The sequence below is a fragment of the Thermaurantimonas sp. genome (assembly GCF_046299575.1).
Classification (GTDB): Bacteria; Bacteroidota; Bacteroidia; order Flavobacteriales; family Schleiferiaceae; genus Thermaurantimonas.
On the sequence record NZ_JBKBHX010000004.1, the window covers coordinates 95,717 to 120,201 of the forward strand.

21 protein-coding genes are annotated in these 24,485 nt (G+C 43.3%); 8 read left to right on the forward strand and 13 right to left on the reverse strand.

Going from position 1 to position 24,485, the window contains the following annotated elements; translation table 11 throughout:
* Positions 1–5 precede the first annotated feature (5 nt).
* Together rsmA and mgtE are read left to right on the forward strand one after the other, a co-directional pair.
* Positions 6–788 (forward strand): 16S rRNA (adenine(1518)-N(6)/adenine(1519)-N(6))-dimethyltransferase RsmA, encoded by a 783-nt coding sequence (gene rsmA / locus ACK4EX_RS06900; RefSeq protein ID WP_409771145.1) that lies wholly within the window; start codon positions 6–8, stop codon positions 786–788.
* Positions 778–2,121 carry a magnesium transporter gene (gene mgtE / locus ACK4EX_RS06905; protein ID WP_409771147.1) on the forward strand — a complete coding sequence of 448 codons (1,344 nt, stop codon included), beginning with the start codon at positions 778–780 and terminating at the stop codon, positions 2,119–2,121. The genes rsmA and mgtE overlap by 11 nt, the downstream gene beginning before the upstream one ends.
* Positions 2,122–2,451: 330 nt before the next feature.
* Here mgtE and ACK4EX_RS06910 read toward each other — a convergent pair whose 3' ends face one another.
* The 5 genes from ACK4EX_RS06910 to pheS all read right to left on the reverse strand — a co-directional run bounded on the left by ACK4EX_RS06910 (position 2,452) and on the right by pheS (position 10,816).
* Positions 2,452–6,369 carry a T9SS type A sorting domain-containing protein gene (locus ACK4EX_RS06910; RefSeq protein WP_409771149.1) on the reverse strand — a complete coding sequence of 1,306 codons (3,918 nt, stop codon included), beginning with the start codon at positions 6,367–6,369 and terminating at the stop codon, positions 2,452–2,454.
* A 315-nt stretch (positions 6,370–6,684) separates the two neighbouring features.
* Positions 6,685–7,791 (reverse strand): carboxylate-amine ligase, encoded by a 1,107-nt coding sequence (locus tag ACK4EX_RS06915; protein ID WP_409771380.1) that lies wholly within the window; start codon positions 7,789–7,791, stop codon positions 6,685–6,687.
* 20 nt (positions 7,792–7,811) lie between these two features.
* On the reverse strand, positions 7,812–8,831 hold the full coding sequence (locus tag ACK4EX_RS06920; RefSeq protein ID WP_124398287.1) for a RimK family alpha-L-glutamate ligase: 1,020 nt from the start codon (positions 8,829–8,831) through the stop codon (positions 7,812–7,814).
* 23 nt (positions 8,832–8,854) lie between these two features.
* The gene (locus tag ACK4EX_RS06925; protein ID WP_124398286.1) at positions 8,855–9,577 is read right to left on the reverse strand and encodes an alpha/beta hydrolase-fold protein; all 723 of its coding nucleotides are present in this window, start codon (positions 9,575–9,577) and stop codon (positions 8,855–8,857) included.
* A 225-nt stretch (positions 9,578–9,802) separates the two neighbouring features.
* Positions 9,803–10,816 (reverse strand): phenylalanine--tRNA ligase subunit alpha, encoded by a 1,014-nt coding sequence (pheS, locus tag ACK4EX_RS06930; protein WP_124398285.1) that lies wholly within the window; start codon positions 10,814–10,816, stop codon positions 9,803–9,805.
* 118 nt (positions 10,817–10,934) lie between these two features.
* Between pheS and ACK4EX_RS06935 the strand changes: the two genes are divergently transcribed.
* The 4 genes from ACK4EX_RS06935 (at position 10,935) to ACK4EX_RS06950 (ending at position 12,734) form a co-directional block, all read left to right on the forward strand.
* A complete protein-coding gene (locus tag ACK4EX_RS06935) occupies positions 10,935–11,291 on the forward strand; it encodes a hypothetical protein (RefSeq protein ID WP_124398284.1) in 357 nt (118 codons plus the stop codon).
* Positions 11,292–11,301: 10 nt separating this feature from the next.
* Entirely contained in the window at positions 11,302–11,670 is a 369-nt protein-coding gene (locus ACK4EX_RS06940) for a hypothetical protein (RefSeq protein WP_124398283.1), read from the forward strand.
* A gap of 63 nt (positions 11,671–11,733) precedes the next feature.
* Positions 11,734–12,006, forward strand: coding sequence for an acylphosphatase (locus ACK4EX_RS06945; RefSeq protein WP_124398282.1), 273 nt, complete (start codon positions 11,734–11,736; stop codon positions 12,004–12,006).
* Between the two features lie 68 nt (positions 12,007–12,074).
* Positions 12,075–12,734 carry a hypothetical protein gene (locus ACK4EX_RS06950; RefSeq protein ID WP_124398281.1) on the forward strand — a complete coding sequence of 220 codons (660 nt, stop codon included), beginning with the start codon at positions 12,075–12,077 and terminating at the stop codon, positions 12,732–12,734.
* 6 nt (positions 12,735–12,740) lie between these two features.
* On the opposite strand, the gene ACK4EX_RS06955 is transcribed toward ACK4EX_RS06950, so the two are convergent.
* Positions 12,741–13,256 carry a hypothetical protein gene (locus tag ACK4EX_RS06955; RefSeq protein ID WP_124398280.1) on the reverse strand — a complete coding sequence of 172 codons (516 nt, stop codon included), beginning with the start codon at positions 13,254–13,256 and terminating at the stop codon, positions 12,741–12,743.
* Positions 13,257–13,591: 335 nt separating this feature from the next.
* Here ACK4EX_RS06955 and ACK4EX_RS06960 point away from each other — a divergent pair, with 335 nt between their 5' ends.
* Together ACK4EX_RS06960 and ACK4EX_RS06965 are read left to right on the forward strand one after the other, a co-directional pair.
* Positions 13,592–15,946, forward strand: coding sequence for a TonB-dependent receptor (locus ACK4EX_RS06960; protein ID WP_409771154.1), 2,355 nt, complete (start codon positions 13,592–13,594; stop codon positions 15,944–15,946).
* A 6-nt stretch (positions 15,947–15,952) separates the two neighbouring features.
* Positions 15,953–16,810 carry a DUF4249 family protein gene (locus tag ACK4EX_RS06965; RefSeq protein ID WP_124398278.1) on the forward strand — a complete coding sequence of 286 codons (858 nt, stop codon included), beginning with the start codon at positions 15,953–15,955 and terminating at the stop codon, positions 16,808–16,810.
* 16 nt (positions 16,811–16,826) lie between these two features.
* Here ACK4EX_RS06965 and ACK4EX_RS06970 read toward each other — a convergent pair whose 3' ends face one another.
* The 7 genes from ACK4EX_RS06970 to ACK4EX_RS07000 all read right to left on the reverse strand — a co-directional run bounded on the left by ACK4EX_RS06970 (position 16,827) and on the right by ACK4EX_RS07000 (position 24,481).
* Complete coding sequence (locus ACK4EX_RS06970) at positions 16,827–18,935, reverse strand: GumC family protein (RefSeq protein WP_409771158.1); 2,109 nt, start codon at positions 18,933–18,935, stop codon at positions 16,827–16,829.
* Between the two features lie 89 nt (positions 18,936–19,024).
* Positions 19,025–19,663, reverse strand: a complete 639-nt coding sequence (locus ACK4EX_RS06975) for a TolC family protein (RefSeq protein WP_409771159.1) — start codon at positions 19,661–19,663, stop codon at positions 19,025–19,027.
* Positions 19,664–19,751: 88 nt separating this feature from the next.
* Positions 19,752–20,987: a sugar transferase gene (locus ACK4EX_RS06980; protein WP_218019357.1), complete on the reverse strand. Its 1,236-nt coding sequence runs from the start codon at positions 20,985–20,987 to the stop codon at positions 19,752–19,754.
* Positions 20,988–21,014: 27 nt separating this feature from the next.
* Complete coding sequence (locus tag ACK4EX_RS06985) at positions 21,015–21,392, reverse strand: PleD family two-component system response regulator (protein WP_124398275.1); 378 nt, start codon at positions 21,390–21,392, stop codon at positions 21,015–21,017.
* A 13-nt stretch (positions 21,393–21,405) separates the two neighbouring features.
* Entirely contained in the window at positions 21,406–21,741 is a 336-nt protein-coding gene (locus ACK4EX_RS06990) for an Hpt domain-containing protein (protein WP_124398274.1), read from the reverse strand.
* Positions 21,742–21,751: 10 nt separating this feature from the next.
* Entirely contained in the window at positions 21,752–23,104 is a 1,353-nt protein-coding gene (locus ACK4EX_RS06995; protein WP_409771163.1) for a sigma-54-dependent transcriptional regulator, read from the reverse strand.
* A gap of 57 nt (positions 23,105–23,161) precedes the next feature.
* The gene (locus tag ACK4EX_RS07000) at positions 23,162–24,481 is read right to left on the reverse strand and encodes an oligosaccharide flippase family protein (protein ID WP_124398272.1); all 1,320 of its coding nucleotides are present in this window, start codon (positions 24,479–24,481) and stop codon (positions 23,162–23,164) included.
* Between the last annotated feature and the right edge of the window lie 4 nt (positions 24,482–24,485).

Sequence of the window (24,485 nt, forward strand, 5' to 3'; positions counted from 1 at the left end):
TTTTGGTGATTTTGAACGCTGAAGTTAAACCAAAGAAGTTTTTAGGTCAACATTTTCTTACAAATAAGAACATTGCCATTCGCATTGCTGAAATTGCCAAGAAAGGCAATCATCAAAACATGTTGGAGATTGGCCCCGGAATGGGTGTTCTCACCGAGCACCTTATTGATTCCTCTATCCATCTGAAAGCCATTGAAATAGATACAGAATCAGTTGCCTTCTTAAAAAGAAAATTTACCAATCTGGAAGTAATTGAAGGCGATTTTTTAAAAATAGACATTCTAGCCCTTTTTGATGATGATGAATTTGCCGTCGTTGGAAATTTTCCGTATAACATTTCCTCACAGATTGTTTTTAAAATTTTGGAAAATCGAAATTTAATACCCTATATGGCAGGGATGTTTCAAAAAGAAGTTGCAGAACGGATTGGCGCAAAACCTGGAAGTAAAGATTATGGCATTTTGTCGGTTTTAACACAGCTTTTTTATGATGTAGAATACCACTTTACGGTAGAACCCGGCAACTTCAATCCACCCCCTAAAGTGCGATCAGGTGTGATAAGTTTGAAAAGATTAGAGTCGCAACTGTGCAGCGACGCTGAATATGAACAAGTAAAATATTTGGTGAAAACTGCCTTTAATCAGCGAAGAAAAACCCTGCGAAATGCATTAAAATCACTTAACATACCAGCAGAATTGCTCAAGGATTCTATTTTTGACCGCAGGGCCGAACAGCTCTCTCCCTCCGAATTTGTAGAACTATCAAAGGCAGTCGCACTTGCACACTAAAAAACTCAATCAGTCAATCGTTGACAGAATTTCAGATCTGCTTGAAGGCGGTTCGATAGAGCGCGTATTGGCTGAAATCGAGGAATTTCACCCAGAGGACGTCGCTGAGCTTTTAGAGCGCCTTGAATTAGAACAGGCTAAAGTACTATTGTATGCCTTGCCTGAAGAACGGGCTGCCGAAGTGATCGTGGAGCTCGATGAAGAGGTGAGAGCTTCGTTGCTCGAGGAATACTCAGGCAAAGAGTTGGCTCAAGAGGTAATTGAAAACCTCGACTCCGACGACGCGGCTGATATCATCTCAGAACTTCCGCAAGAGAAAATTCACGAGGTACTTCAGAGCCTGGAAGACCCTGATCAGGCACGGGAGATCGCCGATCTGCTCAACTACGCCGAAGACACGGCCGGATCGATCATGGCCAAGGAATTGGTGAAGGTAAATGCGTCGTGGAAGCTGATGCGCTGCCTGAGAGAAATGCGTCGACAAGCCGAAAAAGTGGATCAAGTGCATGCCATCTATGTGGTAGACGACGATGACCGATTACTTGGAACTTTATCGCTAAAAAAACTGCTTACAACCTCTACAAAAACTCCCGTATCGGAAGTATATGACAGAAAAATTATTAAAGTAACTACCGATACGCACGTAGAAGAGGTAGCCCGACTAATGCGCAAGTACGACCTGGTGGTGATACCTGTAGTGGATCACCAAGGAAGGCTGATGGGGCGGATCACCTTCGATGATGTGATGGATGTGATGAAGGAGGAGGCCGAACGCGACTATCAGATGGCGTCAGGATTGGCTCAAGACGTAGAAAGCGCTGACTCGATCTTTGCCCTGTCGAAGGCTCGGCTACCGTGGTTGTTGATAGGAATGTTGGGGGGCGTAATCAGCTCACGTGTGGTAGATTTTTTTGATATCTCTCAATATCCGGAAATGGCCGCTTTTATGCCTTTGATTGCTGCTACTGGTGGTAACGTAGGGGTTCAGTCGGCCGCCCTTGTGGTACAATCATTGGCCAATGATTCGTTCAATGAATCCATCCTGCAGAAACTGCTCAAAGACCTTGGCGTAGGCCTAGTGACAGCTTTAGTGTGTGCCTCGCTGATGTTTGCTGTAACGGCAGCTTTAGGTAAGCCTTTTAATTTGAGCATAACAGTATCAGTGGCTTTGGTATCGGTGATTGTATTTGCAGCTATGTTTGGCACGATGGTGCCACTTACGCTTAACAAATTTAAAATAGACCCTGCCGTGGCAACAGGACCGTTTGTGACCACTACAAACGATGTAATAGGGCTTTTCATTTATTTTTCAGTGGCCAAACTGGTGATGTAGGCTCTAATTTGCAGGAATTCTTATTTAAAGTTTTTAATAAAAAACTTGTAGGATTACCTTGTAAAAAGCGCTTTAAAGGTTTAAATAAGCGCAGCCATTTACCCAGCTTGAGTGAGGAATGTTAAGGTCTTTACAATGCGCAGTGCACAGGCGAAGCGCAATGAAGCCTATTCACAGGAGCGGAAGCGTAATCTTAAAAAAACAGCTTTTTTAGAATTTTGAATCCTTAATGTAAGCCGATTAAAAAAGAGAAATTAAGAGCACAATTTAAAAAATAAAAAACCCAGAACTATATGGCTCTGGGTGGAGATAAATTTGGGAATCGGCAGATTACATGCGAACGATGGTAGTGGATTTTTTATAACGGCCACTGCGCACGGTGACCACGTAGCTACCTGTTGGGAGATCGGCAGTACTTATCCTATATTGGTTAAGGCCTTGCTTGCCTTCAATACCTTGATAGAACTTAACCCGGCGGCCGGTGATGTCGGTTACTTCAATGCTGGCGCGGGCATCGGCCGGTAGTTCATACAGCAGATTGGTGTATTCTATAGCGGGGTTTGGATAGGCAGTGATTCCTCTTTCGCCGGTATTGAGGCTGATAACGGATGCACCTTGCTTGCGGATAAAGGCAGCTTGCTCGATCATCATGCTGATAGGGCTAAACTGAGCAGCTTCGCCCGTAATGGTCCAAACGATGGCCACAAGGTCTGCCGGGTCAAACTCTCCGCCGAGGGATGATTTAAGCTCATCGAAACGGATTTCGTACACTTCTTTAGCGGGTGTAAGAGTAATGGTCGTACGGTATTGCTCACTCCAGTTGCGTATAGACTTCTTGGGCAAAGTCACCACCACTTTTACGTCACGGGTAGCGCTGGCTGTGAAGCGGATAGCGTTGTATTCGGTAAGCTCGAGGCTGCGGTTGGCACCGGGGCGGAGTGTGCGGTAGATGGAGAAGTAGTCTTTTACCAATCCGCCAGCCATAGCAGCACGTTCTAGTGCAAGACCATCGTTGTTTGATAGAGTTTGATTTTCAAAAGTTTGGAAAGCAGGCTGCAGAAGACCACCTTGTTCGTAGTCAATACCCCACATTCCATCGGCTACATAGAGCTGGTCGCGTCCACCGGATACGTTGTTTACAATCGAGAAACCGGCATCAAACAGGTAACCCATTGGAATCTCTACATAGCTTACTTCAGAAGCTGGGATACCATGTTGGAAAAACAGCGGTTGGCGGGCTTGATTCTCATGACGGGTGATGCTGCCATCGATAAGCAGGTCGGTGGCTGATACCGTATTACGTATTTTCAGGGCGAGTTTGCCATGGATGTAGCGCCCGCTCTCGACCCACACGGTTGGGATGATGGCAGGTGACTGGTTGATGAAACGCACGGTGCCGTGCTGAGCTACAAGAGCGATGATTTCCTCGACCATCTTCACGGTAAGGTGGGGAGATACGGTCCAAACCTGGAAGTTGAATACACGCTCAGCACCTTGTGGTCGGTATTCGGTGAGGTTCCAACGATTGTCTATGGCGAAGCTGCCGTCTGAATATTGATACACGACAAAGGAGATGTTGTAGTCGATGTCGCCATTTTCCTGAGTCATTTCAGCCATAATGAAGGGGTGACCGGCAGCCTGCATGTGGAAGATGCGAGTAATAGCAGCACCGTTCAGGCGATCACATACTACTTTGGTGTGTTCATAAACTTCACCTGAAGGTGTTTCGATACCAAGGATTGAACCAAGACGACGGCTTCCTGTACGGAAGTAGTCAAGGCTGTAAATATCGAGAGCGTTTGTGATGTTCATCAGGTCTTTTGGGGTTACGACCCGGCCAGTGGTGTTCTCAGGGCCATTGGCGGGAAACAGGTCGCTGAGCAACAGGCCATTGCGACCGGCCAGCAGAGATCCTTCATCAGCTTTGAGAGGCAGAGCTTCCACTTTGGTGTAGAAATGGTGGCGACCTGATTTCAGACGATTGAAGTTGCGATGGTTGATGGCAGCTGACATGGAACCATGGCTCTCGATACCACCGTCGTTGCCTCCACTGGCGCACTGGGTGGTGATGTTTACTGAGGCAGTATTGTTTGCAGCATTATTGTCGGGTTGTGCTGAGTTTACGTAGCCGGCTGTGAGCAGACCTGATCCATTGGCTTTGACAGTAAGTATGAGCGTAAAAGTCTGGCCTGGATTCATATAGGGAATAGTAACTACACCGGTAACCGGAGTGAAAGTGAATCCTGCAGAGGAATGAGATATGTACTGAAGTGAGTCTGGAAGTACGATTTGAAATATGGCATCGGCAGTAGGTGTGGTAGTTGAAAGGTTGGTGAATTGTATGGTGAAGGTTACATTATTGCCGGCATCTGGGGCGCTGTTGTCCACTGATGCTGTCACAGCTAAGTCAACCGGACAAAGAACTGAAGTGGCATCAGCAGTAGCCGATTGACCGCTAATGGTCCAGGTAGTGGAAGAAGCGAAGGTAACTTTTAGTGCGCCTGAAGTGGTGCCTGGGGCGAAGGTAGTAGGTTGTGTACCGATTACCGTTCCACCAGTCACCTGGTTGTTTACACCAGCATTGATGGTGATGGGCGAAGAAGTCGTGTTGGTGTATGCGAAAGAAGCTATGTACTGACCATTTTGATTTTGGTAAATACACTCTAATGTAGGATATAATGCTATCGGCTGGCTACTCACGGTAGCTGCGTTGCCAAATTCGGATGTATTTCCACCTAGTGTAGATAGGGCTGTAAGCAGGGTACCGGCATTCACTGAAGCTGGTTTGGGCAGGATGAAATGAAAGCGATTTGTGGCATCCTGACCTACTACTGTGCCGTTTACTGCTCCCGGACCATAGCTACCTGTAGTGGCATCATGGTCATCTGCAGATCCCTCGGTGAAGATGCCAAGTGGTTCGACACCCTGAGGAAATACTGCACCTGTAAAGAGATCGCCAACATAAAGCTCTACCTGAGCACCCGGACGGGCAAAACCTTTAACATGCAGCATACCACCCTGGATGTATGCCTGGTCGATGACTGGAAAGTTGTGCAGTTCATTACCACCATTATCGGCGTCGTTCAGATCATTGAGGGTGTAGAAGGGAGCTGTACCGCGCAGGTTGTTCTCACCCGGAGCATTCAGATTGATAGCGATGTTGTTGGTTTTTGGGAAAGTTCCGACCTGGTAGTTGCCGTTGTCTTTAAAGCGGTTTGACTGCATAGTGTTGTACAGGGCGTCGGTAGTGACCATAATGCCGGCACCATGATTCGCGTAGATATTGTTGTTGTGAATGGTATTATTTTGGCCATACACGCGTATTCCGCTGTTTTCTACGCGAAGTTGTCCGCTGTTGAAGATGGTATTGTATCGGATGGTGTGGCTGCCGGTGGCATTGTGCAGGTCGAGACCGTTGGCTCCTGCGGCATACATGGCGTTCTTTTCGATCAGAAAGTTTGAGGATTTGTATGCTACATCGATGTTATCACAGATTACATTTATGCGTCCGTTGGCTACAAATTCATTTCCACGCACTTCCCAACCAGAGCACTGGTAGTTGAAAAATGCACCCATTGAGCCTGCAAAGGCGATGATGTTGTTGAGGAGTTTGCCATTTTTTACATCGAAGGCCACTACGTTGTTGCCGGCGGTTTTTTCTTTATTTGGGGTAGGGATGGCAATGGTGTGGTTCATGGAACCGAGCACATTGCTTTCGATGATGGCTCCGTCTGCCCCTGAGAGTAGCACAATGTTTCCGTCGTTGTTGGTGAAATTAAAGCCAAAGCCCGCTATGCCCAATCCGCGGATGGTTACATTTTTTGCAGCGATGGTGAGGCCACGCTGAAGATTAGTATCGCGAGGCACGATTCGAATTTCTGGAATTGGAATAAGCGCTGTTGTACCACTGGCAGGATAGCCGGTGGGAATGGCAGAACCAATGAAGCCGCTATTTGCAGGTGTCTGATTTATTTTTTGTGAATAGCCATCGATTACCAGACCCTGACGGGTAATGTCTGGTAACATACTAGCAACACCAATGGTATAAGTGCCGTGCACAGCGTTAAAGTTAGGATCAGTGGTCGGAATGCTGAATTGAATGCTGGTGATGGATGGATTGCTGTTGGCGGCAATTATGGCCTGACGCAAAGAACCAGGACCAGCATCGTTGGTGTTGGTCACAAAAACTATCTGAGCAAATGCTGGATAGCTGAGGAGAAGGGCTACTATTTTAAAAATGGATTTCATAACGAAATAAAGATATTCCCAAAGTGTGCCAATCGGTCTATTTGTCTTTTAAAGGAAATTCAGTTACCTGATAGGCATATTATTTACTTGATATTCAATTTTTTAAAAAAGTTAAATCATATCCAAAATACCTACATCGCACTTTTGAAAAAGAGATTTTATTCCCATTATTAGACATAAATTTCAATAATGGAATATTCTTAAAAGAATTTATGGATGCGAAATTTTGTGAAAAACGGCCTTTTTCCAATTTTTGGAAAACAAAAAACCGGCCTTAGTGCCGGCTTTTTTTGAAAAAAAGTATTAGAGATCTACCTAACTGTCACAATCACAAATGGTTTGTTCTAAGATGTAATCGACTACCTTCACCAGGTCTCCACCGCTTTCTTCGTACACCTTGAGTTGGCGATCGGCGCCAGTGCCCATTTCCATTATTTTGCGAGCAAAGAGCACCTCTTCGCGGCATCCGAGTTCATCGACCACATCGTCCACAAAGTCGAGGATTTCTTCGATCAGCACCCGTGCCCGTACCTCTTCTTCTTTGCCGAAGTCTATGAGCTTACCATCGATGCCGTAGCGGCTTGCACGCCATTTATTTTCGTTGATGAGAGCACGCTGGTAGATTATAAAGCCCATGTTTTGCTCACGCAGCTTGTAAATTTTAGCCACAAGCGCCTGGAAGAGTGCGGTAAGGCAAACGGTCTCTTCGCAACGCATGGGCACGTCGCAGATGCGGAATTCAATAGTGTCGAAGAAGGGGTGTACCCGCAAATCCCACCAGATTTTTTTCGCATTGTCGATGCAATTGGTTTTGACCAGCAAATTCACATAGCGGATATAATCTTCGTAGCTCGAGAAGTAGTCAGGAATTCCCGTACGCGGAAATTTGTCAAATACCTTGCTTCTGAAGGATTTGAATCCCGTATTTCGTCCTTCCCAAAAGGGGGAATTTGTGCTAAGGGCATATAAGTGTGGTAAAAAGTAACGCATCGTATTGGCAATGTGCATGGCTATGGACTTGCTCGGCATGCCTACGTGCACATGCAGACCAAAAATGAGATTGCTTCGCGCAGCCTCCTGCATCTCGTTTACAATTTCGTCGTAGCGCGGATTGGGCGTGATCAACTGCTTGCTCCAGTGCGAAAAGGGATGCGTACCGGAGCAGCCGATGCGTAAGCCTAAATCGCTGGCAATTTCTGCCACGTTTTTGCGCAGCTTTTTGATTTCATCGCGCACTTCGTGCACATCCTTGCAGATAGAAGTCCCCACTTCTACCACAGCCTGATGCATCTCAGCTTTTACCTTATCGTCGAGAGTTTTGGAGGCAATTTCTACAATCTTTTGTTCGTGGCTGGTCAGTTCCCGAGTTTCTGGGTGAACTACCATGTACTCTTCTTCTACGCCAAGGGTGAATTTGGGCAGTGCCATAGAGTTGAATGTTTTTATTGTTTTTTAGCCTTTTGAGATGACTTAGCGGGTGAGGAGGCTTTTTTTTCTTTTGTAGCCTTTTCTACAGACTGCATATCAGCTACGGAGCGTTTCACAAAGTCGCCCCAGGTCAGATTCATTTGCCCTTCTTTGTGCTGCTGAGCGCGCTCTATGGCGTATTTGGCAGCGTGCTCTACGACCCATTCGAAGTTTTCTTGACCCACGGAGTGCACATCTGCATCGGGCGCTGGATTGCAGAAGTCTATAGCGTAAGGAATGCCGTCGCGCACAGCAAATTCAACTGTATTAAAATCATAGCCGAGCGCATTGTTAAGCCTTAATACGTAATCGGTCAGCAATTTTTCCATCTCTGGCGATGGATTCTTGTCGCTCACATAGCGCAGGTGGTGTGGATTGCGCGGTTCATAAGGCATGATGCGCACATACTTGCGTCCGATACAGTAGCACCTATAGTACTCTTCGAATTCAATAGCTTCTTGTGCCATCATGACCAGCTGGCCAGTCTGGTGATAGGCGTTGAAAAGTTCATCTACATTGTGTACTTTAAAAACACTCTTCCACCCACCACCTGCATGAGGTTTCATAAACACCGGAAAGCCAAGGTAATCAAAGATTTGCTGCCATGAAAGCGGAAATACTAAGTTTGTAAATGAAGCGTCGGTGGTATCGTCAGGGCGAGCAAAGCTGGGCAACAGCACCGTTTTAGGTACCGGCACTCCCACTGAGATGGCAATACTGTTGTTTATAAACTTTTCATCAGCACTCCACCAGAAGGGATTGTTGATCACAGCAGCTCCAGCGGCAGCGGCATTTTTCAGATAAGCGCGATAGAAGGGCACATCTTGTGAAATACGATCGATGATCACTGCATAGGGTGTCCCCACAGCCTGTTGGACTACATCTACCTTTACCGGTTCGGCAGTGATACCGTCCACATTCATCTCGTTTACACGTTCTACAAAGGCCTTTGGAAAGGTCCTTTCCATTCCGAAGAGAATACCTATTTTTTTCATAGAAGTAAGGGGATTTTATTTCGTTACACTTGAGAGTTGACAATCATTGATAAGTAGTGTGGAAAGATGGTCCGCCACAGAGGCCAGTCGTGCACTTCGCGCGGACGAATGTCGAGCCAGTTGCGAATGCCGCGTTTGCCGAGCATATCGGCCATTTCGTAGTTGTCGCCCAGACAGATGTCCCACTCACCCACCCCGAGGAAAACGAACAAGTCTCGGAAGTGATCGTTCCAAGCATTCGGAAGAAAATCGGGGGGATTGTTGAAGTACACATTGTCGTCGTAGTATCCATCGAGCCGACCTTTGATGTTAAACGCCCCGCTCATGCTGATAATGTATTTTGTGCGATCGGGATGTTTTAATCCGAAATTCATGGCGTGATAACCGCCAAAACTGCATCCAGCCACTGCCACTTTACCGAAACCGGTTTCGTGCATTGCCCAAGGAGCCAATTCATTGTAAATCATTAAATCGTACCAAATGTGATTTTTCACCCTCTGGGCTGGGTGAATGTGTTTGTTGTACCAACTCAGTCGGTCGATTCCATCAATACAATAGATTTTAAAAAAACCCTCTTTCAAAAACCAATCAATCGAATGAATAAGCCGAAAATCCTTGCTTTCGTAGAAGCGACCCAAGCTCGTAGGGAAAATGATGAGAGGCATGCCCTGGTAGCCATAGGTCAGCATTTCTATGTCCATATTAAGCTCTCGCGAATACCATTTTAGGTATCTTTCGTTGGTCATACATCAGAGATATTCGGCATGCAATAAATAAAAAATTCCATTACAAACCTAAAAATGTTAAAGGTTTGTTTAATATATTTTGAAAAAACCCTAAAACATCAGCGAAACATCGGTTTTTCTTTGTAGAAAAGGTTAAAATATTTTTGAAACAAAAAATGGTAAGGCGGTTTCTGCCTTACCATTTTTGCATTACGAACTCTAAAATACAAAAAACTAAAGCCAGAATTAGAACTGACGCAAAAAGCGTACGTCGTTTTCGCTCAGCATGCGAATGTCGGGAATTTGATAGCGATTCATCGCAATGCGCTCTATGCCAATGCCAAAGGCAAACCCACTGTATTCATTCGGATCGATACCGCAAGCTTGAAGTACGTTGGGATCAACCATGCCACAACCTAAAATTTCAAGCCAACCTGTTCCCTTGGTGATTCTGTAATCCACTTCATTCTCTAGCCCCCAGTACACATCTACCTCAGCGCTAGGCTCGGTAAATGGAAAGTAGGAGGGCCGCATGCGAATCTTGCTCTTGCCAAAGAAGGACTCTGTAAAATAAAGCAAGGTCTGTTTCAGATCGGCAAAAGAAACATTTTTGTCGATGTAGAGGCCTTCAATCTGATGAAAAAAGCAGTGTGAGCGCGCTGAGATTGCTTCGTTTCTGTACACCCTACCCGGTGCCAAAACCCGAATCGGCGGTTTCATTGTTTCCATAGCTCGCACTTGCACATTTGAAGTATGTGTGCGTAGGGCCATATCCGGATTTTTGGAGATAAAAAAGGTGTCCTGCATGTCGCGGGCAGGATGATCAGGCGGAAAATTTAAGGCTGTAAAGTTGTGCCAATCATCTTCGATCTCCGGTCCATCGAGCACTGTAAAGCCAATGCGCGAAAAAATCTCGATCATTTCTTCGATGACCATTGATACAGGATGCCGAGAGCCCACTGATAATAGATGCGCAGGTCTTGTAAAATCGCAATTAGATGAAGTGGTAAGGTTCTTATTTTCTAAAGTACTTTTTGCTGATTGAAACTTTTCTTCAGCCAGTTTTTTTAATTCGTTGAGCGGTTTTCCGTAGGTTTTCTTCTCAGCTCCACCTATGGTTTTAAACTCGTCAAACAATGAAGGTATTATACCTTTTTTGCTTAAATATTTCAATCGGAACGCCTCCACTTCTTCCGGAGTTGAGAGTAGGGCCGCTGAAATTTCTTGGGATAGCTCTTGAATGTAGGGTAAGCTTAGCATAGTATAATTTGCTGATTTAATGATAAATGCTTTTCAAATAAAGAGAGCTGCAAAGTTGTTTCTATTTTCGCTAAACAAAGTTAAATTTGCTAACTGCATTTCAGTTAAACGATCCAGTATGGCAAAAGCTTTCTCAAAAGCAATATTCTTTATTTCTACTTTGCTTATTATATCTTGTTCACCTGATAATAATCCTTACAAAGTCACCTTTCGAGTCACCTTACCCGATGGTCGCCCTGTTCAAAACGCCTTTATATATCTCTACACTCCAGTAGATAACTCTTTAATAGACGGCTACATTACTACCAATCAAATAGGCGAAGCCACCTTCTCGTATGATCATAAGGCAATTGTAGAATACGAAGTAGGCAAAGGGTGGTATAAGCGCTGTGATGTCGTTGAATTGCAGCGAGGAAACATATTTGTGGATGTAACCATTTATCCAGAAGGTGATCCGAGAAGAGGATGTAAATAAGAATTACTTTATGAGAAACCACTTAATTATCGCATTTTTTATCCTGCTTATTGCATCGGCCTGCAGTCAAGAAGACCCTATCTATCACTTTCGCATTCGCGTCGTAAACGAAGCTCGACAGCCAATTGATTCTGCTTTTGTGTATGTGGCTCCCAATGTGCCAAATTCAATAGTGCAGTTTTCTGGTTACACCAATCGAGCTGGAGAACTGGCTTTTACCTACGATAAGGAGGCTATTTTTATTGTTGAGGCTAAGAAAGGCATCGACTCTACTACCTTGTTGCTTGGCTGCGGATACATCAAACTTACACCATTAGAAGAAGCTTTTATACAATTAGTGGCTACACCTACTAATAATCCCGATGACGGGTGTTTTTAAACCACAGTGGTCTCAACTAAACATTTGTCTTCGTTCTTTTGTCATTGAAAAGACAAAAGGCATATGTTTAAATGTATTAAAGCAAAAGTTTACGGCAAGGTGCAGGGCGTGTATTTTAGACAATACACCTTGCTAAAGGCTCGTGAGCTGAATTTAGTAGGATATGTGCGTAATGAGCCTGATGGTACTGTTTTAACATATGCTCAGGGATTTGACGATCAATTACAAGAATTCATCAAATTTCTTCACGAAGGCAGCCCAGCATCGCACGTAGAGCGCGTCGAATGGGAATATGTGCCTTTGCACTTTTTCCAAAACTTCCAAGTTATTCGATAAATTACAGCATATGCAGTAAAAAAGAATCCATTTTTTACGATACATTTTTGTTTATAATCTCAGAAAAAATGGATTCAAAATACCCATGCAACTTATTCAAAGGTTCGAATGCAGAACTATTAAAGGTTTCTCTGTTTCTTGTAGTTACAACACTTATTTCGCTTCTGCTCTTAATTTCATTTAATGCCATTGATTTAATGGTGTATATTTTTCCAGCATTTATTGTCATATTTCTTATCTATTTTAGGCGATTTCGTTTTATTAAAAGTTCAATTCTTTCCAATGGATATTTTTCTATTTCAAATAATTCATTAATCTTCTACTCTGAAAATGGCAATTTTTTTAAAGAAATTCCTTTTAACGAACTTTCTAAAAACATTCTATTTAAGCACATATTTTCTTACGATGAAAAAAACATTCAAGCCATTCTTAAATTAACTAGTGGAGAAAATTGGACTATAATGGTTGATCAAAGCGGAGCTGATGCTATAAAAAATCTGAAGTGGGAAATTGAAGTTGATTCTAAGGCTCTAAAAAAGATCCCTTTTTATATGCATTTTGTTGCTTTTATAATTATCAGTTCTTACCTTCTGATGATTTATTTTTACTTAACAAATCCTGAGGAGCTTGATGTGCGAAATACAATACTTTTCTTCACTACTTTACCATTTCTTTTTTACTATTATAAGCTGATTCAAGAAACAAAAACTACCAAATCAGAGAAGTGATAATCTTCACTTTACAACACCATAATATATCCTCAGGATACTGTCGTAAAAAGGATGTGTGTAATTTAAAATCATGAAATAGACATTGTGGTAAAACCGAACCTTTTTGAAGGCTTCAACATACGGATAATCTTTTAGGTAATCAGGAATGTAACCTCTCGTTACGTCAAAAGACACTTGTATTGCATTTTGACGATTAAAAAACATTTTGTAAAGAGGATCATACGCATACCACTTATCATTTAATTGAATTTCAACGATGGTGTGTTCCGAATTTAGATGTACTCTGCGGGCAGGAAAGGGACATTCCTTTATGAATTCGCGCGTAATTCGATAGCAGTCGCCATCCAACTCGTTGGCAAGCGAATCAAAATATTCGAGATTAAAGTTTATTCTATTGGGAATGTAGTTTTTCGGATACATGAAAAACAGGGGAATCAACATGAGCACGTAAACTACCGGGATGGCCAGCAGAACATATTTCACGGCCCTTGGTAGCCTGTGAACTATTTTCGAAAACATCTCAAAATATTTAAAATCAGGTTGCGATTTTGCGCAAATGTATTTTGTAGAAAGCATTGAAAATAAGTAGTTTTACATGAAATAATTGCAAGTTGAAATTTAATTAAACGACATTTTTATTTAGTATATTCTTACATATTTTGAACCTACGGAAGCTTTTTTATCTCGTTACTGCTTTAATGAATTTATTTTAAAAACATAAAATATCAGCTTGTTAGCCGCCTATATGTAAGAATAAGGCATTTACTTCGTTAATTGTACTTTAATTCTATGTTTTCAAATAAACAGATCGAAAGAAAAGCTCGTTTTTATTCAAAAAAATAGAACATCTGTACATGAAAAGAATCTTGGTGCTGATAATGGCGGTGTTTGCAACCAACCTATCAGCACAAAAAAAGGTAACCTTAAGCGGCTACGTAAAAGATGCGAGTAACGGAGAATCGCTTGTAGGGGTAAATATTTTCGAAAGTGGTAAATCGGCTGGCACAGCTACCAACGAATACGGATACTATGCCTTAAATCTGCCTCCAGGAAAATATATAATTGTATATCAATACATTGGGTATAATGTCGAAAAAAGGGAAGTCAATCTCATACAAAATACACGATTAGATATTCGCTTGAAGCCGGAAGCTCAGCAACTTGGCGAAGTGGTGGTCAGCACCGAACGCGCCGATAAAAATGTGACTTCCGTAGAAATGAGTACCACCAAGCTCGATGTAAAAGAAATAGCGCGTGTGCCTCAGTTGCTCGGCGAAGTTGACATCATCCGCACCCTTACCTTAATGCCTGGTATTACTACGGTAGGCGAAGGGGCAAACGGCTTCAATGTGCGCGGAGGAAACATCGACCAAAACCTTGTACTGCTCGACGAGAGCCCTCTGTATAATTCGACACATCTCTTCGGATTCTTCTCGATCATCAATGCTGATGCTACTAAAGATGTAAAAGTGTACAAAGGAGGTATTCCGGCTGAATTTGGCGGCCGACTCTCGTCGGTAGTTGATATTAGGCAGCGCGAGGGCAATGATCAGCGCTTCTCAACGGTAGGGGGCATTGGTACACTCTCCAGCCGCTTTACGGTTGAAGGACCGATCGTAAAAGAAAAGGCGAGCTACCTGGTATCAGGCCGAAGGTCGTATGCCGATTTGTTTCTGCGCCTTTCGCCTGATTCAAACATCAATAACAACATTCTGTATTTCTACGACCTGAATACCAAAATCAACTATCGAATAAATGACCGGCATCGCGTCTATTTGAGCGGATACTTTGGCCGCGATGTGCTAGGTATTCGAAATCTGGTGAATTTTAATTGGGGAAACATCACCGGTACTGTTCGTTGGAATTGGGTAATCAGCGATCGCTTGTTCAGCAATACCACTTTTGTAGCATCTAACTACGATTACAGCTTTGGTACACCTGAAGAGGAAGAATTTTCGTTCAAACTCCAATCACAGATTCTCAATTACAATTTCGGACAAAAATTTACTTTTTTCAGAAACAACAAGTTAACTGAAGATTTCGGTTTCAACGTTATTTACTACAATTTTATGCCTGCCAATGTAACGGGCACAATACCTGTGCGCCTTCAGAATGAATACGCTGTAGAACCTTCGGTCTTTTATAGTGCTGAATGGAAAGCTGCTACGCGATTTACAGTTCAGTACGGACTCAGATATTCCATGTTTTACAACCTTGGTCCTTACAATTTGGCTTTGTACAACAATCCCGATTTTCCTCAGGAAGGGGAGATCATCGATGTAGTGCCTTTTAAAAACGGAGAAATCATCCGACAATTTACCGATGCCAATGGATTAGAACCACGTATAGGGGTTAATTACCTGCTTTCAGATGAATCGTCGGTCAAGGCCTCTTACAACCGCATGCGGCAATACATCCACCTGATCAGCAACACCACATCTGCCTTGCCAATTGATCTGTGGAGACCTTCAGGCCGATACATACAGCCAGCCACAGCCGACCAAGTAGCAGTGGGATATTTCCGGAATTTCAAAAACAATATGTATGAAACCTCGATAGAAGTTTTTTACAAAGACATGCGCAATCTGGTAGACTACCGCGATGGCGCTGACCTGTTTTTCAACGAGCGGATTGAGACACAGCTCGTTTCAGGCCTCGGCCGTGCTTATGGAATGGAGTTGCTCATCCGAAAAAATTCTGGCAAATTAACAGGATGGATAGCCTACACACTTTCGCGGTCTGAACGCCTGGTACGCGGCAACCTACCAGGAGCTACAATTAATCAAGGCAATTGGTATAGAGCCAACTTCGACCGTCCGCACGACTTAGCTATAGTAGGCAACTATCAATGGAATCAGCATTGGGAAACAGGTTTTACATTTATATATCAAACCGGAAGACCTTTTACCATTCCCTACGGACGATTTGAGACCGAGGGACTGATTGCACCTTACAATCCCTTGAGAAACAACGGCAGAATTCCCGATTTTCACCGTCTCGATATTTCAGCTACCTACTTTCCGAAGTCCTATTTTACAAAGAAGTGGAAGGGGTATTGGAGCTTTGGAGCTTACAACGTCTATAATCGCAGAAATGCCTTTTCGGTCTATCTGCGCGAGGTAGAAGATCAGCCCAATCAGACAGAGGCCATCCGTTTAGCCATTTTAGGCAGTATTATCCCTTATGTCACCTATAACTTTAAGTTTTGATCGAACATGAAAGAGAGATTTTTGATATACAGTGTTTTAACTGGTTTTTTGCTCACCAGTGCCTGCGAAGACCCCATTGACTTAAAAGCGCCTGAAAACCCACCTATCTTGGTAGTTAATGGTCGCGTAACCGATGCAGAACCTGCCTTTGTATATGTTACGACTACCGCGCCCTACTTTTTACAACAAGCCACACCGCGCGTGACCGATGCAGAGGTACGCCTATTTGAAGACGGACAATTGGTGGGTCAGATGCTCCCATCAGATACAGCGCCTGGACGGTATGAATTGCCTTTTTTTGGCCGTGTAGGCAGAAGTTATCACTTAGAAATCGCTATACCGACTAACAATACCACAGGACTAGAGGCGGGTTTGTATTATACCCTACCGGAAAGGTTGAATCGAATTTTTGAACTGGATTCCATCTTTTTAGAGTTTCAACCTCCACGCCCTCCCTTCAGCGGGGGATATGTACCCTGTATTGGTTTTAAAGAACCAGAAGGCGCAGGGGATATCTATCGAATTAGGAGATGGAAAAATGACACTATATTTAGAAACGTTTTCTTCACAATTTCTGACGAATTTGCTGATGGATTTCATTTCGGTAAGGCACCTATTCCGCCTGTGCGACTCGGTACACTGCTCGAACCCCAAGACACTTTTTGGATAGAAATTACCTCTATTACAGCCAGATACGACAAATATTTACGCGTATTACTCGACCAAACGTTTCGTTCGGCCGGAGCTTTTGCCCCACCTGCTGCACCCGTGCACGGCAATGTGTACTACGCCGATGGTCGGAATGCTCTGGGATATTTTTCAGCTTCCGCGATCCGGTATGCAGGTATACGGCGAAAAGATTAAGTTTAAGACTTGTAAATCAGGCTGTTTTGAATTCTGCGACTACAAGTCGCTTCAAAAGCTTGCGCAAGTAGCTGCGCTCTTTGGGTATCTCTCCAAGTACAACCTCGAGCTCATCTATATTCACTCTGTTAAGGAGTAGTCGTATTTCTGTATTTACACTACGGGAGTATTCGCTTAGTAAGTATTCGTCAGCCTTCACCCATGTGCGGTTAGCACGCGCTACGAGTACATGCATGTGTGCCTGCATCGAAACGTTGATGGGGTACATATTATTCATCAACGAGGGAAATTCCATAAAGAGGTAATCGTACAAATTGCTTGAATAGCCAACAGGCAAGAGGTCTTCAACGCGTTTAGCCCCCTCAAAACTCTTATCGTTCTTGTACACTACTCGATCGTAAAAGGCTGGAGTCTCAGAGTCAGGTGTGTCATCGGGCAAAAGTACTAGAACACGATATTGCAACATCACCAATCGATTGGCCAGCTCGTGGATCATGAGCGTGCGACCTTCTTTAGCTCGTGTAGACAAAAAGGCTATAAAAAAAGGTCGGGAGACTTGCTTACTTTTGATATATTGTTCTAATCGAATGGTTTGAAGCGATAAGCCTACGGTTTGTTTTTTCACCCATTCCAAATCTACCCCTCTGTCGGCCTTGGTCAATTTGAGTGTTGGATAGGTACCCAACAACTTTTTACCCACGACACTCTCAGCTCGAATTGGATTCTTCAGCGTAGAGTCAAAGAACTCAAGCAATACAAGAACGATAAGAGGCAACATAAAACCCACAACGCCTGCGGCAGCTACCATCACAGCCGTTTTCGAAGGAAGTGGCTTAAGTGGGAAATAGGGTGGCACTGATACCACCAATCCGCCGGCCGAAATCATATCGCTCTGTTGGCGCATGATGGCCTGGTTAAGCGAATGTAAGAGTTCGAGGTAGTTTTTTTCAGCTACGCCGATTTCTCTTTCATATCGCGCTAATAATGAGCCCAATGGGGCAAATTCGTTGTAGAGCTTCTCGAAATATCGCCTCCGTTCATCGAAGATTCGCAAGCGGGCCTCACTTTCATCTAAGGCGAGCGTGTACTTGAGCCATTCCTCGAGTAATGCTTGATTGGGTACCCCTTCGGTAGTGCGGGAGAATTGATAGCGCTTGGTTAACAAATCGGAGAGCTCAGCCCGCAACTCCTGAGCTTTGCGCCTAAGGGTATTGATGGTCGAAAGATCGTTGTAATAGATTTCCATTGTGGTGATCTGAGCCTGAATTTTGGCCAGTTCACGCCTCTTTTCAAGTAGCTCATCTGAAAATTTGATCAACTGTTTGTTTACGGCCAACTGTGATTCCAGTTTTTCAAGGGCAGATTTGTTAGAGGCTCTAACGGCCAACTCCTTTTGGAATTCGTCCTCCATCTGCTCTTTCATGGTGGCAATACTCTTTGTTTGCTCACCGTAGTTGATAATGTTGTTTTGGATTCGGAATTGTTTCAGGCGTTCTTCAGCTGCATTGAGCTCTTCACGGGCTATGGCCACTTGTTTTCTGAAATATTCCACCGCATTGTTGCTCTGGCTGGCTTTTATTTCATACATCCTGCGAATAAAGACTTTTGAAAGAATCTCTAAGGTCGATTTACAAATGCCCGGGTCGGTGTATTTGTATTTGATGTTAATGAGGTCAGAATTTTGAATGCGAGTAACACTTATTTTACTAATGGCTTTGAAACTGTAGGGCGATTCCTCTTGATTGAAAATGATTTTTCCTCTAAACGTGTTGTAGTTTTTTGTTTTCCAATTTCGTATGTTGGCCAGGCAAGAATCTATACCCTTAGGACTTTTCAATTCGTTGTACAGCTCAGGTGTGAGCAGTTCCATCATTTGATTCCAAGCTTCATCGCCGATGATTTCGGCCGTAGGACCATCTAGTGATATGTGAAGGGCTAAAAGCTCTTCTCCGGTTTCTTCCAGCGTTTGCCGCGATTTGATGATGTTCAGCAAGTTGTCATACGCATTGGCAGTGGCGAAGAAGTCTACATTTGTGCGATCGACGTTTGTGAGATTGAGACCAGAAGCGATACCTGTAAAAATTTCGGTTTCAGATTCGTATTCTTTAGGTTTGCTCCTGACCATCAGAAATACTAAGACTGCAAGCAACATAGAGCTCGCTATCAGGTACTTAAAGTTCCTGTTAAACAGTCTTAGAAATTTTATCAGCGTCATTAATGCTTCTCAAATTTTGAAAATGGAATACCTACGAGGCGTTCGAGTTGTGAATAAGTATTAAAAAATTCGGTGCGAAGTTCTTCGTAAATCAGGCTGTATTTCGTTTTTAATTCGGTGTTTGTTCCCAATTGATCCAAGGTTAACTCCCCTTGCCGAAAGCGTTCTTCGGCCATCTCCATAATAAGCGAAGTAGATTCATTGGTCTCAGCGAGGATGGAGATTTTGCGCTGAATCATCAGCAACTTTTGGTATTCGTTAAAGATCAACTCTCGGATGTTTCGAATAGCTTCTTCTTTTTTAGCAATGGTACTTTCCAGCCATGCTTCTGCCGCACCGATGCGATCTTTGCGACCTATCACCGTAGAGAGCGGTACTCGCAACCCTGCCCCGACGAGATACCCAAGTAATATAGCCGAACCATCTGGATTAATATTAGCTCCCAGTGTACCACCCTGATATTGACCTGTAACGTAGATATCTCGTGCCCAATCCTTTTTTGCTAAGCTTACCTCATATTCTCTTAGTTTTACCTGAGCGTGCCAGTACTTTACTTCTGGCGAATGCGCTATGGCTGTATCGATCAGTTCATTAATTGGAGGCAAATAGTCGAGTAGATTTACAAAAAGGGAATCCATGTTCATGGCATTGCTTTGAGCTTTTCCGTTGCCAGCTTGGGCCCAAGCGCCAACATGAACAATGACGAAAAATATTATGAAGAAGTTCCTAAACATTTTCTTTTTGCAATAGAGCAGGTATGGTTCGAAGGATAAGTTTTATATCGTTCCAAAAAGAGAAATTTCTGGCGTATTGATTATCTAGAGCTTTTCGCTCCTCTTCGCTCATGTTCGATTTACCTCTCTTTTCTACTTGCCAAAGACCAGTAATACCGGCTGGGGCCAGGAAGCGCTCGCTCCAGTCGTCTGATGTCAGTTGCTCAGCTTCGTACAGGGGCAGAGGTCTGTTGCCTACAATCGACATATCACCTTTCAATACATTAATGAGCTGAGGCAACTCATCGATCGAGGTATTTCGGAGGAAGGCGCCGACTTTAGTTACACGAGGGTCGTTTTTGATTTTGATAAAAGTTCCGGCAGTACTTTGTTTTTTTAATTCGCGATATTCCTCTTCAGAGAGGGGTGTACCGTCTTTGTGAATGAGAGTAACGGTAGAACCAAATTTTTTCTTGGGTTGAGTCGTATTTACTTGTGCTTCAGCTGCATGCTGTTGTTCAAGCGCGTACTGATTCAAGTGCAGAAATTCTTTAAGTCGCCTATCGGCATCTACATACATGGTTCTCAACTTGTAGAAGTCAAAAATCTTATAGCCTGTACCTACGCGTTTTGATTTGTAAAATACCGGCCCTTTTGATTCTAATCGAATAGCTATTATGGCTAAAAGGAGAATAGGTGATGTAATTAAGAGTGCCAAAGAAGCAAATACAATGTCGAAAATGCGCTTTGCAAGAGGAATCTTGTACTCTTTCTGCGCAATGTGAAAAATTTTATTCTTTTGGGCGAGTTCTATGCTCTTTAAAAAGTCTATTCGCTCGATGACCATGTCTGGATCCAGCGGTTTTTGATAGATATCGGTGACTTTTTCCTTTAAAAAAAGTCGTTTTGTGTAGTTGCCAAAGTGGTAGTCTACTATGACAAAGGGAACGGATTTAGACAGAATAAAATCTTTGTAAAACTTAAACAGCTCAAAGCCATTCATGCCTTTGAGTGACTTCTCGCATATGATCAAATCTGGATTGCAGTCGTTCTTTGTAACATAGTTATCAAATTGTACAGCGTTTTTAAAGGAAATAAATTCGACATCCTCTCGATTATTAAATGCTTCTAAAACTTGGGGATCTTCTCCGATGTAAATGATTTTGCGCTTTGGACTAGAAGTAGATGCGCTTGGGGTAGGCGCTTCTGACTGTATTGGCTGATCGGGGGCTTTTATGTCAGACTGCATGATGTAAGAATTAAAGGTATCGGGTTTTTAAGAGCGGATGCGTACCAGGTTATTTATGCGCAGAGCCAGTTCCTCAGGGTTGAAGGGTTTGATCAGATAATCATTAGCCCCCAGTTTTAGGCATTTTATGCGCTCAGCCGAGGAGTCTTCGCCTGAGAGTACAATTAAGGGAATGTCCTGAAAAAAGGCACTTTCACGCACGCGTTTGATGTATTCAAACCCATCGATCTCAGGCATATTGAGGTCGGCGATCACCACATCAGGTATGTTGCCATCGTACATCCACTCGAGAGCTTCCCGGCCATTTTCAAGAGCGATCACTTCGTATTTGTCTTTTAGAAACTGTTCGAGCAGCTTTCGCATTACTGGCTGGTCGTCTATTATTAGAACTTGTTTTTTTGACATACTTCTCAGGCATTTACCGGTTTCTCAGTTGTTTGAAAACCTCGTTGAGTACATTCTGAACTTCCATTACTTTCGATTCTAAATCAGGAGTAGGCGCACCTGACTTTCCGATTTTCTCTACATCGCGAATGGTTTGCTGAATGCCTGGAATCTCAAAGAGATCGATTGATGGTTTGATTTTGTGTGCAAGGTTGCCCATATCTACCCAACGACCTTCTTTAAAGGCCTTTACTAAATCATTTAGTTGCGTTGGTGTATGTTCCAGAAAGGTTTCAATCATAGAATCGACGAACTCTGACATTCCGCCAGAGAGTTCTTCCAATTGTCGTAAGCTAAATAAATTTCCCATTGGTGAATGTTTATTTGAGGATTATTTCTTTGTTTTTAATCAATCTGTAAATTGTGGACTTGCCAATATCTAATCGCTTGGCTACCTCTAAAACATTGTTGTCGTATTTTTCGAGGTAGTACTGAATGATCTTATTGGTGAAGTCGCGCAATGTGCCCGACTCGTGTAATAAGTCCTGAATGTTGTTGTTTGAGTTTGTAAAGTTGATGTTTTCTTCAGTAATTTTTCCATCGTCAGACATCACTACCGCTAACTCTATGATCGCTTTTAATTCACGAACATTTCCCGGCCAATGGTATCTGAGGAGTTTTTCTTGAGCTTCGGGCGTGAAAACTACTTTTTCCATTTTGTTTTCCTTAGCAAACTCATCGGCAAAATGCTTGGCTAAAATAAGTATATCATTACCGCGTTCGCGGAGAGGAGGCAATTCGATCGGAAAGCCAATTAACCGGTAGTACAAGTCTTCTCTGAATCTTCCGGCTTTAACTTCTTCCTGGAGGTTGCGATGTGTGGCTGAGATGATGCGCGCATCGATTTTTACAGGAGTATTGCTGCCGATACGGGTTACTTCTTTTTCCTGTAATACCCTTAGCAGTTTTGCCTGCAGATGTAGTTCCATCTCACCTATCTCGTCCAGGAAAATTGTTCCTCCATTAGCTTCCTCAAATTTCCCGATTCGTCGATTTATCGCCCCTGTGAAAGAACCTTTTTCATGACCAAAGAGCTCACTTTCAATCAAATCTTTGGGTATGGCTGCGATATTTACGGCTACAAAGGGCTTTTTACGGCGAGCGCTGTTGTAGTGTATAACTTTAGCGACCAATTCTTTTCCGGTTCCAGTCTCACCGCATATACTCACGGTGATATTGGATTGACTTGCCTTTTCTATCAGTTTAAATACGCGTTTAATGGCTGGGCTATTGCCCTTTATGTTAGAGAAGTCGTATTTCTGATTTACTTCTTCGCGCAGGCGGTCAATTTCGTCTTTGAGCTTAGCATTTTCGCGGATGTGTTTTACGACATTCCAAATGCGCTCTTTAGTGTCTTTGTCTTTTACGATGTAGTCGTATGCGCCTTCTTTCAATAAGGTAACAGCCGTAGTAATATCCTCTTGACCTGAGACGATAATAACGGGTATCTCGGGGTATTGCTTTTTTATGTCTCTCAATACGTTCGCACCACTCATATCAGGTAAGGTGTAATCGAGGCTTATAACGTTGGGCTTTTTGTAGAGATTTTCTAAAAGTTCTCTTCCTGAAGTAAACAATTCTACCTCATAATCTGGATTTAAAGACAAATGATGCTTGAGCAGTTTACCGTAAAACTCATCGTCTTCGACTAAAAAAATCTTAAATGCGCTCATTTAATCATTTTGTGGAAAAGTGTTTCAAAAATGGAAAATTTTTTAGTATCGTACAAATTATTTTTTGAAACTTTTCAGAACAGAAAACAGTTCTAAAAATCCTGATTCTAAAACCTTCACTGGCCTGAAGGGAATTTTATTCCTTAAGAAGTAATAACCGAACACAATGCCACTGCCGTAAGTGATGATCGAAACCATCGCTACACCGGTCACACTGTCAAAAACCTTGATGGCAATAACATCACCTACCACATTCACAGCTGCCATAAGCATCACTTTATAGAAGTTTAACCTTTGTAAATCAAAAACTTCCAGGGCAATCCCACTCAATCGATCAAGAGGAATAAGCGCAGTATAAATGGCGAAAATTTTCAACAAAATAGACGCGTCGAGATATTCCTTGCCTGCTAGTGCAATGACTAGCCAATCCGAAAAAATCAAAGTAGCTATCGCCACTGGTAGTACAATGAGAAACAGCAATCCCGTTTGCACTTCGTATTCCGGCAGAAAGGCAGCTTCGCCTTGTTGTTTGCGCACAGCTATAAGCTTGGGGTAAGCCGTAGAAACCAGCGAGCGAATGGGAATATCGAGCAAGCCAAGAAGTCGTTCAGGTACATTGTATCGAGCTACGGGAGCAGGCCCCATAAAAAACATCAGCAAAAAAGTATCTGTACTTTTCAAGAGATTACTGCCTAAAAGGGTGCCCATGCTGTATTTACCAAAATCGTACAATGATCGAATATGCTGCCCTGTGCCTTTAGCAAAGTGCTTAATTCCATTCCATTCACTGGCTGAAGTAAACATTCCAGCCACTAACCAACCACCTACGTATGACCAAAGTATGAGTTCGAGGCCGGTGCGTGTATAGTAATTTATCAAGCACCCCAAAAAATAGATAAACTGGGATATACTTCGCGTCCAGAAAAGTCGGTCGAAACGGTTGTAGGCATTCAGTAGCCACATCGCCATGGTGTTTGGTTGGCTTACAATTGACACTAGCCAAAACCACTTGCCCACGAAGACTAATTCCGGAGAAAAGTGCTTTTGAAAAACAAGAAAGAACACACTGATGGGAATGGATACTCCAGCTGAAATCCACAAGCCAAAACGCCAGGCTGCACCGGTGAAGGCATGTTTTTCCTCCTCCGTGTCACTCTCGCCAATGCGTTTTATTAAAGCATTGCTGAGCAACCCACTTCTTACCATGTCGAAGAGGGTAAATACGGTCATAAAGAAGACCCAAATACCCAACTCTGTGCGCTCAAGTGCCCTTGCCAGCAAACCAAAACTCACCAAGCCGAGCACTGCAGCTGAACCATTGCCCAGCAGACTCATCAGCTTATTGCTGCTGTAGAGTTTTTGCACAAGTTTTCTCATTCGG

What these genes read in the sequence shown, in the direction of transcription:
- ACK4EX_RS06910 (WP_409771149.1), bottom strand. Translation starts at nt 6,369, where the DNA reads ATGAAATCCATTTTTAAAATAGTAGCCCTTCTCCTCAGCTATCCAGCA.
- ACK4EX_RS06920 (WP_124398287.1), bottom strand. Translation starts at nt 8,831, where the DNA reads ATGAAAAAAATAGGTATTCTCTTCGGAATGGAAAGGACCTTTCCAAAG.
- ACK4EX_RS06925 (WP_124398286.1), bottom strand. Translation starts at nt 9,577, where the DNA reads ATGACCAACGAAAGATACCTAAAATGGTATTCGCGAGAGCTTAATATG.
- pheS (WP_124398285.1), bottom strand. Translation starts at nt 10,816, where the DNA reads ATGCTAAGCTTACCCTACATTCAAGAGCTATCCCAAGAAATTTCAGCG.
- ACK4EX_RS06935 (WP_124398284.1), top strand. Translation starts at nt 10,935, where the DNA reads ATGGCAAAAGCTTTCTCAAAAGCAATATTCTTTATTTCTACTTTGCTT.
- ACK4EX_RS06940 (WP_124398283.1), top strand. Translation starts at nt 11,302, where the DNA reads ATGAGAAACCACTTAATTATCGCATTTTTTATCCTGCTTATTGCATCG.
- ACK4EX_RS06945 (WP_124398282.1), top strand. Translation starts at nt 11,734, where the DNA reads ATGTTTAAATGTATTAAAGCAAAAGTTTACGGCAAGGTGCAGGGCGTG.
- ACK4EX_RS06950 (WP_124398281.1), top strand. Translation starts at nt 12,075, where the DNA reads ATGGATTCAAAATACCCATGCAACTTATTCAAAGGTTCGAATGCAGAA.
- ACK4EX_RS06955 (WP_124398280.1), bottom strand. Translation starts at nt 13,256, where the DNA reads ATGTTTTCGAAAATAGTTCACAGGCTACCAAGGGCCGTGAAATATGTT.
- ACK4EX_RS06960 (WP_409771154.1), top strand. Translation starts at nt 13,592, where the DNA reads ATGAAAAGAATCTTGGTGCTGATAATGGCGGTGTTTGCAACCAACCTA.
- ACK4EX_RS06965 (WP_124398278.1), top strand. Translation starts at nt 15,953, where the DNA reads ATGAAAGAGAGATTTTTGATATACAGTGTTTTAACTGGTTTTTTGCTC.
- ACK4EX_RS06970 (WP_409771158.1), bottom strand. Translation starts at nt 18,935, where the DNA reads ATGGTCAGGAGCAAACCTAAAGAATACGAATCTGAAACCGAAATTTTT.
- ACK4EX_RS06975 (WP_409771159.1), bottom strand. Translation starts at nt 19,663, where the DNA reads ATGGATTCCCTTTTTGTAAATCTACTCGACTATTTGCCTCCAATTAAT.
- ACK4EX_RS06980 (WP_218019357.1), bottom strand. Translation starts at nt 20,987, where the DNA reads ATGCAGTCTGACATAAAAGCCCCCGATCAGCCAATACAGTCAGAAGCG.
- ACK4EX_RS06985 (WP_124398275.1), bottom strand. Translation starts at nt 21,392, where the DNA reads ATGTCAAAAAAACAAGTTCTAATAATAGACGACCAGCCAGTAATGCGA.
- ACK4EX_RS06990 (WP_124398274.1), bottom strand. Translation starts at nt 21,741, where the DNA reads ATGGGAAATTTATTTAGCTTACGACAATTGGAAGAACTCTCTGGCGGA.
- ACK4EX_RS06995 (WP_409771163.1), bottom strand. Translation starts at nt 23,104, where the DNA reads ATGAGCGCATTTAAGATTTTTTTAGTCGAAGACGATGAGTTTTACGGT.
- ACK4EX_RS07000 (WP_124398272.1), bottom strand. Translation starts at nt 24,481, where the DNA reads ATGAGAAAACTTGTGCAAAAACTCTACAGCAGCAATAAGCTGATGAGT.